Here is a 17,604-nt window from a genome sequence, read left to right on the forward strand (position 1 = left end):
TATTTTTAATTATCAGTTTATTATTTTGTCTATATTTACTTTTGAATCAGGTTTTGTTGCCATTACGCCTGTAACCAGTATCGTGTCGCCTTTTTTCAGGCCCTTTGTGATCTCTACCCTTGAAGAATCTCTTATGCCGGTTTCCACGTCTGAAAAAAGCGCAGAACCGTTGCTGACCAGTATGACCTGCTTTCCCCTTGCTGTGGGCACTACAGACTGTGTTGGTACAAAAATGGCGCTGGTATTGGGGGCAAAACCGATCTTTACTTTTGCAAAGGTGCCGGGGATGAGCCCGCTGGTATTGCCTGTAACCGTTGCCCTTACGGTTAAGCTCCTGTTGGTGACTGCTACATTGGATTCGGTGGCCATTACTCTGGCAAAATATTTATTCCGGTTTCCCTCAACCGTAAAATCCACCATCTGGCCGACAGCAATTTTGCCTGTATATTTTTCAGGTACTGTAAAATCTACCTTTAATGTGCTTACCTGGTTAATAGTGGCAATGATCGTGGCGGGCGTAACATAAGCGCCCGGACTGATGGCTTTCAGGCCCAGCCTGCCATTAAAGGGTGCACGTACTACGGTGCGCGAGATCTCGGTTTTTATAAGAGCGATATCTGCCTCTATATTTTTTACGGTCAGCAGGCTGTTATCATAATCCTGCTTGCTGATGCCCTGGATGTCTACCAGCTGTTTTGCGCGGTTTTCATTCACTTCAGCTATTTTCAGCTGGGCTTCCAGCTTCTTCAGTTGCGCCTGGAGGTCGCCGTCATAGATCCTGGCCAGTACTGTGCCTTTGGATACGTACTGCCCTTCCCGGATATTGAGGTATACTACACGGCCTGAAACTTCCGGGTGAATTTCGGTAACTTCGTTGGCTATCACGGAACCGGGCACTTCAATCACTTCCGTATAAGCTTCCGGCTTTATAATATAGGCATCTACTTTTGCCGCTCCTCTTTTAGGGCTGATTGGCGTCGTTTTCTTCTTTTCCTTACAGGCAGGCATACCTATTCCAAGCAACAGGAAGAATAAAGGCGTCAGTTCTCTTCTCAAGTCAAATTTTTTTGTTTTGTATAAAGATTGCAGATAGCTCCTTGAGACAAGGATCAAAGTAAATATCCGTTTTTTTGATGGCGTAGCAAAACTGTTGCCGATAAATTTTATATAAGGTTACAGGAGCCTACTGGCGGTCGGCAATTGTGTTTTCCCGGTAAAAGAGAAGATCAGCAATAAAGAGCTGATAAACGGATCAGTATGTATATCCGGCTGAAGGGATGGGGGGGATTTTTCGGCGTATTACGGTGCTTCTTTTGATGAATTATTGCATTCCTGCCCTGTGAAAGAAAAATTGTTTCTTATCCGGCCCCTCACCACCCGCAAATAAGAGGTTGCCACTTACAAAATCATATTCGCAAATAACCAGGTCTTTGTTTTTGGTCTGGTAGATCCTTAACCTGTTTATATTATGCGTGCTGAAAAGAAAATGCACAACAGGAGGTATCTCAATTTTCTTTTTATTAAAATAGATCTCATAATATCCCTGCCTTGAAAATCTTCCGTTTAGCAAGAGGGGTTGAAAAACCGAAGTGTCTTTATAAGATAAGTTTAACCAGCCTTTTGTGTTAAAATTAATCCGGATATGATCTAAGTCTGCCCTTCTTGTTTTTGATGTGTCAAAAAGCTTGACAGCAGTTATGGAAGAATCTGAGTTGGTAACGCCATATTTAGCCCTTATGAAATAAGGTTTATTATCATAGGTGCCAGCAAATTCGTTAGTAATAGGATTTATGTCCTGTTTTTTTATTCTTGAGATGGTTTCGCAGGAAGTGAATAAAATAACCAATATGAAAAATGAGTATTTCATTGTTGGAAGCTATTACCCGGAACGGCCGTCCGCTTTTGTAATGACTGAGAGGCCGTGTTTTATTTTGTTGGCTTTGTACAGCAGGTCTGCCCGCTCCTGGCTGATGACGGTTACATGCCCCATTTTGCGTCCGGGCTTAGTCTGTTTTTTACCATACAGGTGAAAAAACGCATTTTCTATTTTCAGCATTTCGTTCAGACCTTCATAACAGGCCGGTCCGGAATGGCCTTCGCTGCCCAGGATATTGAGCATAACGGAGGGCATGATGGCTTCCGTGGAGCCCAGGGGGTAATTCAGCAGAATGCGCCATACCATGTCGAACTGGGAACTGTAATGCGCTTCAATGGTATGGTGCCCGCTGTTGTGCACCCGGGGAGCGGTTTCATTAACCAGCACATCCCCGTCAGGCGTTACAAACAGTTCCACGGCAAAGATCCCCGGGGAGTTGAAGTTTTTTACGGTGGCAAGCGCAATGGCCTCTGCCTTCCAGTAGGTCCTTTCCGGCAGCTCTGCAGGGCACAATTGAAAGTCGAGCAGGTTCAGGGCTTTGTCAAAAACCATCTGAACGGGAGGATAGATGGCAATTTCACCTGTCTGGCTGATGGCGATCATCAGTGCGATCTCTTTTTCCACGTTTACCATTTTTTCCAGGACAGATAATGTGTCAAAACCTTTTGACAGGTCTTTTTCGGTTTCGATGATCTGTACACCCCGGCCGTCATAACCTCCTTCTGCAATTTTGTGCACGGCAGGAAAGAAATGGGTTTGCTCAGAAAGCTCCTGTATATTATGGGTAAGGATGTATTCGGAAGTAGGGATCTGGTGCGTTGTATAATAATTTTTCTGCAGGGCTTTATTGCGGATGGTTCTCAGTACAGCCGGCCTGGGAATTACAGTGATACCTTCTTTTTCCAGGGCTTCCAATGCATCTACATTTACGTTTTCAATCTCAATGGTAAGGGCATCAAGGCGCCTGCCAAAGTTATACACCGCATCGTAATCTTTAATGTCGCCTTTTGTAAAATGATGGCAAAGGTGCGCTGCAGGGGCCTGTTCGTCATTTTCTAAAACATATGTTTCTACCGGGTAATTCGCTGCTGCCTGCAGCAACATCCTGCCCAATTGCCCGCCGCCCAGAATTCCTATTTTTTGCATGGCGCAAAGATAGGTGGAGATTTCAGATTTCCGGATACCGGATCAGGAAAGAAGATAAATACCCGGCTCAGGAAATGGGCGGCCTGCTCTTCCGGAAGCGCATTTAATAAGAACAGTTAGTCGTGCTTTTTCTCAGGAAATGAATAAATTCGCATCCGGTGATCATTAAAAGGTAATTTATGCGTCTTGAGTATAGTAAAGTGGCTCCGGAGGGGTACAAAGCCTTACTGGGTATGTATGGTTATTTAAAGAACAGCAACCTGCCTGCAGGCTTACTGCATATGGTCTATTTAAAGGTTTCCCAGATTAACGGGTGCCCCTATTGCGTGGATCTGCATTGGAAAGATGCAGTGCAGGCGGGAATCGATGGCCGTAAGCTGAACGCTGTATCCAACTGGAAGCACATGCCTTTTTTTACGGAAGCGGAGCGGGCTGCGCTGGCCCTGGCAGAGGAAATGACGGTACTGCCCGGGCAGGAAGTAAGCGATGCCGTATATGAGGAGGCAAAGCGTTGCTTTGATGATAAAAACCTGGTGGACCTGAGCCTTGCAATTGCGCATATGAACATGCTGAACCGGGTGGCGATCACCTTTCATAAGGTGCCGGAAAAATAAAGGCCCTTATTTGAACCCGCCTGCTATGAAGCTGGAGGTTTCATATATGTATGCTATATTCTTTTAGCAAAAGTGTGGTCGAATACGGAAGTGACATTTTAATCAGGGCAAAAGTTACCCGTAAAAACACAATCTTCATGTTACGTCCCGCTGACAGCGCAGACAAATGCAGAGAACTACTATGACCAGCGCATCTGCGGGAATATTCAATGACGTGGGTCTTTTCTTTTGGTACTTTCCGCAAACACAGGGGGCTTAAAACAAACAACTCACAACTAACTTCTCACTTATTCCATACAATGGACTTAATGTCCTTATCCGTTTTAAACTGGTCAATCATATCCAGTACCAGGTTTTTCTTGTGGTTGTTAAAACGAAAGGAAATGATGATATCATTTTCTTTTTCGATAACAGAAAAATTGCTGATTTCCAGGTCCGGCTGACAAAAGATCCGGTTCAGAATGTCGATCGATTTTTCACGGTTCGCTATCGTGATCTTTAATCCCAGCTGGGCAAAGCGTTCTGTAAGTTTTATTTCAACGGGTTTCAGCATCCATAGTATAATCAACGCTAAAAAAGTGGCGGTGCCTGCGGCATAATACATGCCTCCTCCAATGGCCAGGCCAATGGCGGCAACTGTCCACAGACCGGCAGCAGTAGTCAGCCCTTTTATGACGCCCTCCTTTAAAAATAAAATAGTGCCCGCACCTATAAACCCAATGCCGCTGATGACCTGTGCTGCCACCCGCGACGGATCCAGCGTTACCCCATTGGTGCCAACGATATCTGCGAAGCCGAATGCCGAAACGATCATCGTAAGGGACGCGCCCAAACAAACCATCATATGCGTTCTGAGGCCGGCGGCCCAGTTCTTGCGCTCGCGTTCCAGGCCGATCACCCCGCCACATAAGGCTGCCAGTAATAAACGGATCATTATTTCATTTGTAGTGATCATCCTTTAAATATACGATGTTTTGCCCGATTTACGGGTGGGGTATAGCATGCAACAGGGTATATAATAGAGGATCCGTGATCCGGCTCAATTTACAGTAACAGGGATCCGCAAATTCCAAGGCTCAACGCCCGGTTCCCGATTCTCTTTTAAACCGTTTTAATAAGGATTGCAGTACCGGCTGCAGATCCGGTGTCAGGTTCAGGAAGTGAACACCCCCTATAAAAAGCACTAAGACAAAAATACTTCTTGCAAACAGCCCCGGAAAGCCATGGATGCTCTTAAATAAAAACCATCCCAAAAAATAAACCGTGCCGCTTAGCAGCACCGTGTAAAATGATTTTTTGGTGAAAGGGAACAGCCGGAATTTCCTCCACAGGAAAATAATGCGGATAACATTATAAACGGTAATGGATATGAGGTTGGCTATTGATGGCCCGAGGATGCCGTATTGCTTTGTTAACAGGTAGTTTAAAGGGAGTATAATAGCCAGGAGAATGGCTCCGCTGACCAGCTCAAATTTCCAGTAGGTAGAAGTGCCGATGATCTGTGAGTTAACACCTGTGCCCATATCTACAATCCTTGTAAGCCCCAGTAAAATAAAGGGATAGAATCCTGCCAGAAAATCTTCTTTTAAATGAAAGGTAAGCACGCCTTCTGTATAATTCAATGCAATTAAGATAAACAGCAGGCAGGCAAAGATCAGCTGGTTGATGGAAGACCGTTCATAAATACGCTGGATCTGTTGCAGCTTCTTGTCTTTCCATGCTTTTGAAATGAACGGAATAGAAGCGGCTATAATACTTCTTTGCGGGGCCTGGATGATGCTTGTAAGGAATTGCGCCAGCGTGAAGATGCCCACACTTTTCAGTCCATCCTTTGCTAAGGATGCAATGACCAGCGTATCGAAAACCTGTGCAATATTGAAGATCAGTAACCCGGAATAGACAAAAAGTACAAAGCGGGTGATCTGCTTAAAAAAGCGCCTGGTTACCTTGCTTATATGAAACGTAAGATGTATTTTCTTTGTGGCAATGAGGTATATCAGCAATATAAGGGCAATAGCCGGGTATGCCAGGGAATACAGCTTTATGAAAACATCAAAATCGGGGATCAGCTTTATAAAGAACAATACAATTAACAGGGTTACAAAAAGCCGGAGCTGCACCTCTTTTAAAAAATTGGTAAGCACAGATTTATTCAGGTTCCAGGCATATCCTTCCAGTATATTGTAGATTGTCATCCCAAAGGATAACGGATACATCCAGTAATAATAATAGACCGCCAGCGGCGACTCTGCATTGAACTTACGTGCAAACAGGTCCTTAAAAAGAATCCCCAGAACAAAAATGATCGCAAATGTTACAATGCCCGTAAGCAATGCCCAGGCGATCATGTCATTTTTTCTGGGTTCCAGGTGGTCATTGTAATAATGAAAGAATTTGTAAATATAGGAGGGCATGGCCAGGGTGGCAAACGACACGATCAATGTGGCCGTGTTCATGAAGAAAGTGGTGAGCCCGTATTCCTCTGCGGTAAATAGCCCTTCCTTTGTAAACAGGTAGGTATTGAGAGCCCCGATAGCAAACCCGATATAGATAACTGCTGATGAAATGATGCTATGCCGCCGGATCTGTGCGCTCATGCTGCTTAGTTAACGGTCTTTTCCACGGTTACAAAAAAATTAGGGTTTAGTACCAGCGCTCCTTCTTTAAGAATACCGGAAGGTGCCTGCTGAATTTTTTCTGCAGGGTTTAGCCACCGGCCATTCTCCAGCTGAACCGGCATGTTAAAGCCGGTAACACAATTGGTCCATTTATAATTTACGGTGCCTCCTTTTACAGAATAACTTAGAACCGGTATCTGGGTGGTTCTGAGGTATTGATCAAACACCTTCTGCAGGGGCCGGCCGGACTGGCGGATCATATAGTCTTCCACTTCCCGGCTGGTAACTGTTTTATGATAAAAGGTTTTGTTTAAGCCCTGTAAGATTTTTCTGAAACGCGCATCATCATTGATTATATACCGGATTGTATTCAGCATATTGCCTCCTTTATAATACATATCGCCACTTCCTTCTTTATTAACCCCGTAAGGACCAATAACAGGAATGTCATTCCGGATCAGTTTTCTTGTTCCGATCACGTATTCAGAACCGGCTTTTTTCCCGTACCGGCATTCAGTAAACAGGGCTTCGCTGTAGTTGGTAAAGCTTTCATGGATCCACATGTCAGCAATATCTTTTGAGGTGATGTTGTTTGCAAACCATTCATGCCCGCTTTCATGCACAATAATAAAATCCCATTTTAATCCCCAGCCTGTGCCACTAAGATCGCGACCGAGATACCCGTTCTGATAATGGTTGCCATAAGCTACAGCGCTCTGATGCTCCATGCCGAGGTACGGGGCATCCACTAACTTATAGCTGTCTTCATAAAACGGATAGGGGCCGAACCAGTATTCAAAACAATGCAGCATTGGCCGGACCGCTTCCGGAAAATGTTTTTTTGCTCTTTCGAGGTTATAATCCAGCACCCAGTAACCGATGTCCAGTCTGCCTTTTTCACCCCGGATGGTATCGTTGAAGTTTACATAATGGCCGATGTACGGGGTAATTAAATACGTATTGACAGGCTGCGTTACCGTCCATTTCCAGGCAGTGGTACCATCCCGGTTACTGGTTTTTGACGTGAGCCGGCCATTGCTTACCGCGGTCAGATCGTTAGGTACGGTAATGGTAAAGTTCATTCCTTTATCAGGCTCATCTCCCTGGTAATCTTTGCAGGGCAGCCAGTTGCTGGCACCTAATCCCTGTACAGCAGAGCTTACCCAGGGGCGGCCCAGGGAATCTTTTGTCCAGATCCAGCCTCCGTCCCATGGAGGCTTTACCGCCACGCGCGGTTTGCCGCTAAAATAGATGCGTATTTTTTTGGGCTGGTCATTTGTGGCAAAGCCTGTAGTGTGCAGCCAGTATACATTTCCCTCCCGTTCAAAAGAAATGGATTTATGCGTATCGGCATCTTCTGCCTTTTCAATCTGCATTGGCTCCTGCAGGTCGATCTGCATCGGTTCTTCAGACTTCTTTACAATGGCGTAAGTAATATCATTGAAGCCTGTGACCGATTGATTGTTAATGTCTACCTTTATATGAATGTCATAGTGGAGCACATTCCACCAGTTTCTTCCACTGCCATTACTGCCTGCTAAAGTATCCTGCCGGGTAAACGTGTCATTATGATGCAGCACCTGTGCAGGTGCCGTAATACTGGTTATACATAGGAAAAAAAATATTCTGATACTATTTTTAAAAAAAATCATTCCGGAAAGGGTTTGAATTGTAAATTTAAACGTTCATGGCGAAAGAGACATTTATATACAGGTACCGTATTGTTATTTTGTGGTTTTTTTGCATTTCTTTTACCGGCTGTAAAGATAACGCAGATAATGGAAGAAAAATTTTCAGGTATAATGAATTCGCGGGCATCGCGTCGCTGGATCCTGCATTTGCTAAAAACCTCTCTACCATGTGGCCGGCTCACCAACTGTTCAATACGCTGGTGGAAATAGGCGACAGTCTTACCCTAAAACCTTCGCTGGCCACTCACTGGGATATTTCCGATGACAAACGCACTTACACCTTTTATTTAAGGAACGATGTTTTTTTTCATGATGACCCTGTTTTTCCTGGCGGTAAAGGCAGGAGAATGGTGGCTGCAGATGTTGTGTACAGCTTTAACCGTATCATTGATCCGAAAGTTGCCAGCCCCGGTGCATGGATCTTTAACGGGAAGGCAGATTCTGTGCATCCTTTTACAGCGTTGAATGATTCTGTATTTCAGTTAAGGCTGGTACGGCCTTACCAGCCTATACTGGGGATTCTTTCCATGCAGTACTGTTCTGTGGTAGCGCCGGAAGCAGTGGAGCGGTTCGGGGTGGATTTCAGAAGCCATCCTGTAGGCACAGGGCCTTTTCAATTCGTGGCATGGGAAGAAGGGCAGGGACTGGTCTTTAAAAAGAACCCGCATTATTTTGAAAAGGACAGCGCAGGTAACCGGCTGCCTTACCTGGATGGAATAAAAGTGAGTTTTAAAGATAGCCGCGCCACGGAGTTCCTGTTGTTCCGGCAAAAAAGCCTGGACTATATCAATGAGCTGGATCCCAGCTTTAAAGATGAAGTGCTTACCAAAAAAGGAACGCTGCGAAAGGAATGGCAGGGAAAAATTGTACTGCAAACGCACCCATATCTGAATATTGAATACCTGGGCATACTGGTAGATACATCGCTGGATATTGTAAAGCACTCGCCATTGCGCTATAAAAAAGTACGGCAGGCGATCAATTACGGGTTTGACCGGAAGAAGATGATCCTGTACCTGCGCAATTCACTGGGTACACCGGCGGAATCGGGTTTTGTTCCAATGGGACTGCCTTCCTTTAATGACTCTATTGTAAAGGGCTATCATTATGACCCTGCAAGAGCCCTTCGCCTGCTGAAAGAAGCCGGTTTTCCCGGCGGCAGCGGTCTGCCCCCCATCCGGTTGCTCACGATCTCTATCTATGCGGATTTTGCCAATTTTATAGCAAAGCAGTTGGAGGAGATCGGGATCAAAGTGCAGGTGGAAGTGGTACAGAAAGCGCTGTTATTTGAAATGACGGCCAGCTCCCGGGCGGTTTTCTTCCGGGGCGGATGGATCGCAGATTACCCGGATGCAGAAAACTATTTGTCCGTGTTTTACTCAAAGAACCCTGCCCCACCCAACTATACCCGCTATAAGAATGCCGACTTTGATGCCGTGTTTGAGCAGGCAATGGAAGAGCCTAACGATTCCCTGCGTTATATTTTGTACCGCAAGGCGGATCAGATTGCCATCAATGACGCACCGGTTGTGCCTTTATGGTATGATAATGTCATTCAACTGGTGCAGCCGAATGTGAAAAACTTTCATCCCAATGGGCTGAACCTGCTGGAGCTGAGGCATACAAGAATAGAATAAATACACTGGTTCAGTTTCCTCCGGTTTGCGCAGGACCTCCTATTTTACCTCGCATTCCAGGTTTACCGTAATGCTGGCGGTTTTATTTTTTGAAGAGGTATTAAAGGCCCCGCCATAGCTGAAGTCTTCATTGCTGTTCTTGCCGGTGATCTGAAAGATGCCCATATTGGCTTTTATGACTTTTCCCAGTGAGCCGCCTGTGTTTTTGGCAATGGTCTCTGCCCTTTTCCGTGCATCTTCAGCCGCTTTTGCCAGAAGATCCAGCTTCAGATCAGCAAGCTTTGTATAAAAATAGAGCGGTTCGGGTGAATTGAGCTCTATTCCTGTTTCAATGAGCTCGGTGATCTCTCTCGACAGGGATTCCACCTTTACAATGTCGTTAGATTCCACTTTTACATTTTGGGTCAGGTTATAGCCCTGGAACTCTGAAGTGGTAGACTTTGTTTCTTCGTTGTAATTCGACTTAAAGATCTTGTCGATCTTAATGGAAGAAAATATAATCTGGCCGGGAGCAATGCCTTTTTTGGTTAAGTAATTACGAACATTGGTTTCATCCTGCTTTAACTGTGCATAGGCTGCCTTTAAGTCAAAATTTGTCCGGTTATAGCTGCCATTCCAGGCAATCAGATCACTTGTAAAATCTTTTTCTGCGCTGCCGGTAACACGAATGGTTTGCCTTGACTTGAATTTATATTTATAAGCTCCAGCTATCAGGAAACTGCTTGCAAGAATGCAGATGCCCAGGATAATCAGGCCCAGAAAGTTGCGCCTTTCAACAACGGAACTCTGGTTGGTGTTTTCTGTACTCATTGTACTTGTTGTTTGTTTGAAGCAAAAATAAGCAAACTAAATTAATCGGCTAATTCAATCATCGCCTCTAATTCCTGTTCCAGCGCCTGATCTCCGTCAAAACCCACGGCTTTGAATTTGATATTGCCATCTTTACCGATGACAAATTTTGTAGGAATGCCCGGTACGTTGAACAGGCCCACCACCTTACTGTCGTTGTCCAGCAATACATGGAAATCATATTTTGTCTGGGCAATAAAATCCGCAGCATTTTTCTGTTTGTCTTCCACATTCTCCCAGGTATCAACAAACAGGAATTTTATATCCGGGTTATCTTTGTATTTATGCACCATTTTGTTCATGGAAGGGAAAGACGCCTTGCAGGGGCCGCACCAGGTAGCCCAGAAATCCACAATAACAATTTTCCCTTTCAGATCTTCGATATTCACCAGGTTGCCGGATAAATCATTCAATGCAAATTTTGGAGTGGCGTCATTCCGTTTTTCCTTTTTCAGTTTTTCAATCATTTTCAGACGGGCTCCCTGTTCCAGTGCAGTCATATACCGGTCATAGCCGGCATCCGGTTTATTTTCTTTCAGATAGGTCCTTTTCAATACTTCTTTGATCACGGCATTGGCTTTACCGTCTTTTACAAACTGCTCCAGCTGGGGCCTGTATTGCTTTGGAGAAAGTGCTTTTTCAGCCAGTAACGCGTAAGTGCTGTTCTCATCTGTATTCTGTCCTTTGCCGATTGTTATAGCCGCTTCTTTTGAATAGGAAAGTCCTTCTCTGTATTTTCCTGATCTGTAAAGTACCATGCCATATGTATCTGCATAAGTGGCCAGGCTATTCCGTCTTTGTTCCAGCCAGTCTTTATTCAGCAGCATTTTGGGTTTGGGGCCGGAGGGGTGCGTTATTTCTGTTTTTGCATACTCCACGGTCTGTTTGGATAACGCTGCTGCAAAGGGCAGGTTGATGCTGTCTTCCTGCATTTTCCATGCAGCACTATTAAAGGCTGCCATTTTTGCGGCCGGGTCTTTTATTTGCGCGGCATATTCCTTAAAATGCTCCCAGTCCTTTTTTTCGGCATAAACGTTTAGCAACCGTGATTGCAGCATACCAATAAAATTGTTATAGGATGAAGGATCTTTGTCAGTGGCGGCGGCTTGGGTTACTGCTGCTATCACTGCTTCTTTCTGCGCCGGGTCTGTAGCCGTATTGAATTTTTCATAATATTCCCGCAGGGTCAGCTTCTCGTTCGGGAACCGTTCTTTTTTCAGATGCGTAAAAAAGCTTTGCTGCTGTGGCAGGCGCAGCAGGGCATAAAGCGTGGTTACCTTTGAGTAATCAGCCGCTGTTTTTAATCCGTTTTTCATTGTTTGCTCTATTTCAGACTGTACGGCTGTTGTGCCTTTTTCTTTATCTGTACGGAGCAATGTTTGAAGATAGCTGATCACTACCTGATCTTTTTGACCAGGATAGCCGGCCATTTCCTTTTTATAATATGCAAGTGCTGCCTGCCGGTCTGCCTTTACCCCGAACCGATCTTCTCCCAAACCATTATAAAAAGCAGCCATTGCGGCGTAGGTTCCGGGCAGCACACTGTTTCCCCTGTACACCGGCACCAGGTATCCGCTGTCAGAATTATTATCCATTTTATCATCAATTGCAAAACCAAACGCAACCAGCCTTACTGAAGTGTCTGTGGCCACAATGCCGGTAAAACGATCCTGTTCTTTTTTTAAAGACACATCCTGCAACTCATAGCCTTTTGAGCCCATCTTCATAATATAAGCAGCAGGGGCTTTATCGTTTCCTTCCAGGTCGCCTCCCGGCAGATAAGTAAACTTTATTTCATCTCCGGACTGAGGGTGTTCGGGCGTAATGATGAGGTTGGATTGTGCAAAACTGCAGGAAGAAAAAAGCAGTCCCACAAGCAATAAAAGGTTTTTCATTGTAAATGAACTATTTAATTTTTAAATGCAGCTGAATGTAAAATTAAACAAGTTTAACCCTTGAACTATGTTTTTTTCACAAATAATTTGCAACCTGGCAGTCATTAATTGACGGGTTCCGCCGTCTTATTAGTAGAAAAATCGAATAAAAATGAAAAACTATTTCATTAAATTTTTAGGATTATCTGTTATTGCATTGGTAGTGCTGGCAGGTTGTGGACCGGCTGCACATGTGGAAACGACCCAAAATGCAAATTTCAGCAGGTATCAGACTTTTGCCTGGGCACAGCCAAAAGATCGCCGGGGCAGGGGGTCTATGATGGAAGACCAGGTTAAGAAAGCTATATCCCTGCGTCTGGAGCAGACCCAGGGATGGAGGCAGGTGAATAATAACCCGGATGTGCTGCTGAGTTATGATGTGCTGGTACAGCGGGGACGCCGTGTAGTGTCGGACCCTGTTTATGGCTGGGGCGGTTTCAGAACCTTCTATAACCCTTACCGCGGGCGTTTTTACAATGTTTATTATCCCTCTATGTTTATGGGGTATGATAATTACAGTGTTCCCACCAAGGAAGGCACCATTACAATAACAATGGTGGATGCCAACACCGATGAAACGATCATGCAGGGATGGGCAACGGATGAAGTGAACAGCCGGAGGATCTCCAGCCAGGAAATTGACAGGATCGTGGATGCTATTTTCAGAAAATGGGAATCAACCTCCCGCTATAATAATCGTTATGGTAACAGAAGAGGTTATGATCGTTATGGAAACATGCATTGATGATTCCTCCCTAAGATAGTAGTTTGGTTTGGTAGTTACAACAGGGCCCCCGTTATTTTTAGCGGAGGCCCTTTTTTTACAGTGCCCGGAGTGCTGTAAAAAAAGAGAGCAGGCAGCAGGCAGGATGTACGGAAGGAAGGAACGCTGAAACCCGATCCCCGGCCTGTTCCACCCAATCACTCATGATTGATGGTTCATAGTTCATGGATAAGGGAGACTGGTGCCGGCGGATACCGGATGCCCGATGTTCCTGATCCTGGTTTATTGATTTCCGATGATGAAAGGCTGAACACTGATCATTAATTACTGAAACCGGAGGACTGGATTGCAGCCCATAGTTGGTGGCTCATCCTGATCCCGGATGCAAGAGGCGCTCTTTCCGGTGCTGAAAACTCAATGCTCAGCCCTTCTTAGGTTTCCCAGGCGAGAGCGCTTGCGCCCAGTATGGCTGCGTCGGCCTCTTTTAATTCACTAAATACCAGCTTTACCTTATTCTGAAAAATGGGCAGCAGGTTCTTCTCCATATGTTCTTTCGTGGGTTTCATAATATAATCGCCTGCTTTTATAACACCGCCAAAAAGAATGATCGCTTCAGGAGAAGAGAACATGATAAAGTTAGCCAGTGCCTCTCCCAGGATCTGCCCTGTATACCGGAACACCTCTTTAGCTGTTTCATCTCCTTTTTCGGCTACTTCAAATACTGCCAGGGAGTCGATCTTATCTTCAGAGATTTCATTCAGCGCAGAGTGAATGTTTTCCGCTCTCAGTTTTTTAGCGGTAATGGCAATGCCGGTTGCGGAGCAATAGGCTTCCAGAGAGCCGTGCGCGCCGGTGCTCCAGTGTTTCCGGCCGCCTGGCCGTACAATGATGTGCCCCAGTTCACCGGCAAACCCATCGTGCCCGTAGATCATTAACCCGTTTGAAACAATACCGCTTCCCACACCGGTACCTAAAGTGATCATAATAAAATCCTTCATGCCCCGGGCAGCTCCGTACATCATTTCACCCATGGCCGCAGCATTGGCATCATTGGTTAAAGTACAGGGTATCGAAAATTTTTCGGTAACCATTTTTGCTATGGGAATAATTCCCCGCCAGGGAAGATTAGGTGCATATTCTATAGTGCCGGTATAATAATTGCCGTTGGGAGCGCCCATTCCTATTCCTTTTATGCCTACTGAACTATGCTTTTCAATAATCGGCATCATGGCATTATGCAAGCCTTCAATAAACTCCTCAATGGAAGGGTACGCATCGGTTTTAATGTCCCCTTTATCCAGAATTTCGCCCCGGTGGTTCACAATACCATATTTGGTATTGGTGCCACCGATATCAATGCCGATAGCCAGTTCATTCGACAAGTCTAAAATGCCCATTTTATTATCCATTTATAATAACATTAATGTCCGCCACCTGTTGTTTTTATATCATAGTCGATACCTTGTTTTTTCAGCAGCGCTTTTGCTCTTATTGCATAGAAGGCAAGATACGCAAAACACAACACACCCACAATATAACTATGCTTTATGCCAAGGATACCGTCAGCTATTTTCCCCTGTAGTACAGGAAGCAGGGCTCCCCCCAAAATCATCATTACAAGCAAACTGCTGCCCTCATTGGTATGTTTGCCCAAACCTGCTATTCCCAGCGTAAAGATGCAGGGCCATAACGTACTGCAGAATAACCCAACGCTTACAAAAGCAAATACGCTTAAACTACCAGTTGCCAACATGCCGATGCACAGGGCTATAATGCCCATAGATGCGTAGATCAGGAGCATTCTTGCCGGGCTGTCCCTGCTCAAAATATTGCCCAGTATCAAGGCCAGTATAATAACCGGATAATAGTAGAACGGAGTTACATCATGCCCTGCAATTTTATTTACGATGATGAATACTGTAAAGGCCAGGTAGGGCATAAAAAAGCTGAGTATCTTTTTGGCGCCGGCTTTTAAATTGAATGCGCCGATGGAGGCGGTCCAGCGGCCCATCATAAGGCTGGCCCAGTAAAGTGAAATATAGGGCGCAACATTCTTTGTTTGAATGCCCAGATCTTTTTCCAGATAGTTGGGTAAATTACTGGCGGTTGCCACTTCAACGCCTACATATACGAAAATGGCAATCATTCCCATTATCAATTGGGGATAGTCAAAAACTGACTTTCTGTCTGCGCTTTTTACAGGTTGGGGGGAGTGGTTGTTTGTGTTACCTCTGATTCAAAAGCCTCTTCCGCAGTTTCAGTCTGCCCGGGAGCTATTTTATTGGGAACGGAAGAAAACCTGAAGAACAGCGCCACCAGCAGAAATGCGGCGCCCAGTATCAGGTAAGGTATTTTTACGCTGTCTATACTGGCCTTGTCGGACTCGCCGGTTACGCTGCCAAAAATAGCATAGCTAACTATGAGCGGTCCGATTGTGGTGCCGAAATTATTAATACCGCCTGCCATACTTAAACGTTGCGATCCTGATTTGGGGTCGCCCATTACAATTGCAAGCGGATTGGCTGCGATCTGCTGCAGGGAAAATCCAAGTCCTACAACAAACAAAGCGGTTAACATCAGCCCGTAGGATGCATTGTTTGCAGCCGGATAAAAGATCAGGGCACCTAAGGTGGAGATCAGCAAACCGTAGCAGATGCCATTCTTATAGCCTATTTTATTTAAGAGGTCTCCTCCGATGGTCTTAGACACAAGAAAATAAATAATGGCACCGATCGTATAAGGCAGATAAAATGCAAGTGTTACCCACTGACTTTTGGTTTGCGAAAGCTGAAAAGCATGTTTAAATACCGGAATTAAAATATCATTACTCGCAGCAACAAATCCCCAAAAGAAGAATACAGTGATCAATGTTCCGAACTGAGACCATTTTGTTGTTTGATTATTCATGTCAATCGTTTAAAAAAATATTAGCGGTAAATGTAAACAGATATCGGGTAAATAAAAATTTTTAATTGTTTATTCTTAATTCCTAATTCATTTACAAATTATGCTTACATTAGTAACGGAAGAAAAAAGTAGCTATGGAAATAATTCATGTATCTGCAGAATGCTACCCGATGGCGAAGGCAGGCGGATTGGGAGATGTGGTGGGGGCTTTGCCCAAATACCAGAACGAATTGGGACATATTGCCAAAGTGGTGATGCCGATGTACCGCACAAAGTTCTTATACCAGAATGACTGGGAACTGGTGCATGAAGGGGGGCAGGCGTTGGGCAATGATTGGTTCAAATACAGTGTGATCCGTGAAAAAACCAATAAGCTGGGCTTTGATCTTTACCTGATAGATATTAACGGGAAACTGGACCGTGAACGTATTTATGGTTATGACGATGATACAGAGCGCTTCATATCCTTTCAACTGGCGGTTTGTGACTGGCTCAGCCACTGGCAGCATAAGCCGGGCGTAGTGCATTGCCATGATCATCATACCGGACTGATCCCTTTTATGATGCGGCATGCTTATGCTTTCCGGTACCAGTTAGGGAATATTCCCACTGTTTTTACGGTTCATAACGGCCAGTACCAGGGGCAGTTTGGGTGGGATAAATATTATTATATACCTGCTTATGATTCCTGGAACTGGGGGCTGCTTGACTGGAACAATGCCATCAACCCGATGGCCGCTGCAATTAAATGCGCCTGGAAGGTTACAACCGTAAGCCCCAGTTATATGGATGAGCTAAAACATTCCGCCAACGGGCTGCAGGACCTCTTTGAATATGAAAAAGGAAAATGTATTGGTATTATAAATGGTATAGATACTGAGGTATGGAACCCGGAAACTGATTCCTTTATTGTTAAAAATTATAATAACGAACTGGTAGAAAAAGGGAAGGACAAGAACAAACGGGAACTTGCAGGGCAGTTTGGGTTAGACCCAGAAAAGCCGCTGATCACATTTATTGGCAGGCTGGTGGGAGAGAAGGCCGCCGATCTTCTGCCGGATGCTATCAGCCAGTCTGTTTACCAGCATCAGGGGAAAGCCAATTTTCTGATCCTGGGTTCCGGAGAACCATGGATTGAGGAACAACTGGATCAGATGAACCAGCGGTTTAAAGGTTATTTCAACAGCTATATCGGCTACAATGAAGGGCTGAGCCACCTGATGTATGCCGGTTCTGATTTCTTGTTAATGCCAAGCAGGGTAGAACCCTGCGGGCTGAACCAGCTATATGCCCTGAGATATGGCACTGTGCCCGTGGTACGCAATATCGGCGGACTGAAAGATACGGTTGTTGATTATGGTGATAAAGGCGGCTTTGGTATAAAAATGGAACAATCCAGTGTAGGCGATATTACTTATTCTGTTGGCCGTGCAATAGACCTTTATCAGAACAAGCACGATCTGTACAACAATATGCGCGGAAAAATGATGACCATTGACCATGGATGGGATATGTCTGCAAAACAGTATCTCCAGCTTTATGAATCGCTTACTCCTGCTCCCTGATAAGGGCGGAGAATTCCTTTTTAGATTTTAAACATCAGCATAA

General features: G+C 44.9%; 15 protein-coding genes. 4 read left to right on the forward strand and 11 right to left on the reverse strand.

The window, feature by feature from the left end:
- Positions 1-12: 12 nt before the first annotated feature.
- From A8C56_RS04520 to A8C56_RS04530, 3 genes are all read right to left on the reverse strand, one after another.
- The gene (locus A8C56_RS04520; protein ID WP_245645755.1) at positions 13-1,056 is read right to left on the reverse strand and encodes an efflux RND transporter periplasmic adaptor subunit; all 1,044 of its coding nucleotides are present in this window, start codon (positions 1,054-1,056) and stop codon (positions 13-15) included.
- Positions 1,057-1,321: 265 nt separating this feature from the next.
- Positions 1,322-1,867, reverse strand: a complete 546-nt coding sequence (locus tag A8C56_RS04525; protein ID WP_067752601.1) for a hypothetical protein — start codon at positions 1,865-1,867, stop codon at positions 1,322-1,324.
- 12 nt (positions 1,868-1,879) lie between these two features.
- Positions 1,880-3,022 carry a 5-(carboxyamino)imidazole ribonucleotide synthase gene (locus tag A8C56_RS04530; protein ID WP_067752603.1) on the reverse strand — a complete coding sequence of 381 codons (1,143 nt, stop codon included), beginning with the start codon at positions 3,020-3,022 and terminating at the stop codon, positions 1,880-1,882.
- Positions 3,023-3,201: 179 nt separating this feature from the next.
- On the opposite strand from A8C56_RS04530, the gene A8C56_RS04535 reads away from it, so the two are divergent.
- Complete coding sequence (locus A8C56_RS04535) at positions 3,202-3,636, forward strand: carboxymuconolactone decarboxylase family protein (protein WP_067752606.1); 435 nt, start codon at positions 3,202-3,204, stop codon at positions 3,634-3,636.
- A 283-nt stretch (positions 3,637-3,919) separates the two neighbouring features.
- Here the strand turns inward: A8C56_RS04535 and A8C56_RS04540 are convergent, their stop codons facing one another.
- The 3 genes from A8C56_RS04540 to A8C56_RS04550 form a co-directional block, all read right to left on the reverse strand.
- A complete protein-coding gene (locus A8C56_RS04540) occupies positions 3,920-4,591 on the reverse strand; it encodes an MgtC/SapB family protein (protein ID WP_067752609.1) in 672 nt (223 codons plus the stop codon).
- A gap of 121 nt (positions 4,592-4,712) precedes the next feature.
- Entirely contained in the window at positions 4,713-6,233 is a 1,521-nt protein-coding gene (locus A8C56_RS04545; RefSeq protein ID WP_067752612.1) for a polysaccharide biosynthesis C-terminal domain-containing protein, read from the reverse strand.
- 5 nt (positions 6,234-6,238) lie between these two features.
- Entirely contained in the window at positions 6,239-7,906 is a 1,668-nt protein-coding gene (locus tag A8C56_RS04550; protein ID WP_067752615.1) for a M1 family metallopeptidase, read from the reverse strand.
- A 35-nt stretch (positions 7,907-7,941) separates the two neighbouring features.
- Between A8C56_RS04550 and A8C56_RS04555 the strand changes: the two genes are divergently transcribed.
- The gene (locus A8C56_RS04555; protein ID WP_067752618.1) at positions 7,942-9,582 is read left to right on the forward strand and encodes an ABC transporter substrate-binding protein; all 1,641 of its coding nucleotides are present in this window, start codon (positions 7,942-7,944) and stop codon (positions 9,580-9,582) included.
- Positions 9,583-9,621: 39 nt separating this feature from the next.
- On the opposite strand, the gene A8C56_RS04560 is transcribed toward A8C56_RS04555, so the two are convergent.
- Positions 9,622-10,392 carry an SIMPL domain-containing protein gene (locus A8C56_RS04560; RefSeq protein WP_067752630.1) on the reverse strand — a complete coding sequence of 257 codons (771 nt, stop codon included), beginning with the start codon at positions 10,390-10,392 and terminating at the stop codon, positions 9,622-9,624.
- A 41-nt stretch (positions 10,393-10,433) separates the two neighbouring features.
- A complete protein-coding gene (locus A8C56_RS04565) occupies positions 10,434-12,326 on the reverse strand; it encodes a TlpA family protein disulfide reductase (RefSeq protein ID WP_067752636.1) in 1,893 nt (630 codons plus the stop codon).
- Positions 12,327-12,477: 151 nt separating this feature from the next.
- On the opposite strand from A8C56_RS04565, the gene A8C56_RS04570 reads away from it, so the two are divergent.
- On the forward strand, positions 12,478-13,110 hold the full coding sequence (locus A8C56_RS04570; protein ID WP_067752645.1) for a DUF4136 domain-containing protein: 633 nt from the start codon (positions 12,478-12,480) through the stop codon (positions 13,108-13,110).
- 410 nt (positions 13,111-13,520) lie between these two features.
- Here A8C56_RS04570 and A8C56_RS04575 read toward each other — a convergent pair whose 3' ends face one another.
- Genes A8C56_RS04575 through A8C56_RS24965 form a run of 3 tightly spaced genes read right to left on the reverse strand, consistent with a single transcriptional unit; the run spans position 13,521 to position 15,996 of the window.
- Positions 13,521-14,486 (reverse strand): ROK family protein, encoded by a 966-nt coding sequence (locus tag A8C56_RS04575; RefSeq protein ID WP_067761598.1) that lies wholly within the window; start codon positions 14,484-14,486, stop codon positions 13,521-13,523.
- 23 nt (positions 14,487-14,509) lie between these two features.
- Positions 14,510-15,235 (reverse strand): MFS transporter, encoded by a 726-nt coding sequence (locus A8C56_RS24960; RefSeq protein WP_245645757.1) that lies wholly within the window; start codon positions 15,233-15,235, stop codon positions 14,510-14,512.
- A gap of 50 nt (positions 15,236-15,285) precedes the next feature.
- Positions 15,286-15,996: an MFS transporter gene (locus tag A8C56_RS24965; RefSeq protein ID WP_245645759.1), complete on the reverse strand. Its 711-nt coding sequence runs from the start codon at positions 15,994-15,996 to the stop codon at positions 15,286-15,288.
- Positions 15,997-16,130: 134 nt separating this feature from the next.
- Here A8C56_RS24965 and A8C56_RS04585 point away from each other — a divergent pair, with 134 nt between their 5' ends.
- Positions 16,131-17,561: a glycogen synthase gene (locus A8C56_RS04585; RefSeq protein WP_067752648.1), complete on the forward strand. Its 1,431-nt coding sequence runs from the start codon at positions 16,131-16,133 to the stop codon at positions 17,559-17,561.
- The last annotated feature ends 43 nt before the right edge of the window (positions 17,562-17,604 follow it).

The organism is Niabella ginsenosidivorans, assembly GCF_001654455.1.
In the GTDB taxonomy this organism is placed as follows: Bacteria; Bacteroidota; Bacteroidia; order Chitinophagales; family Chitinophagaceae; genus Niabella; species Niabella ginsenosidivorans.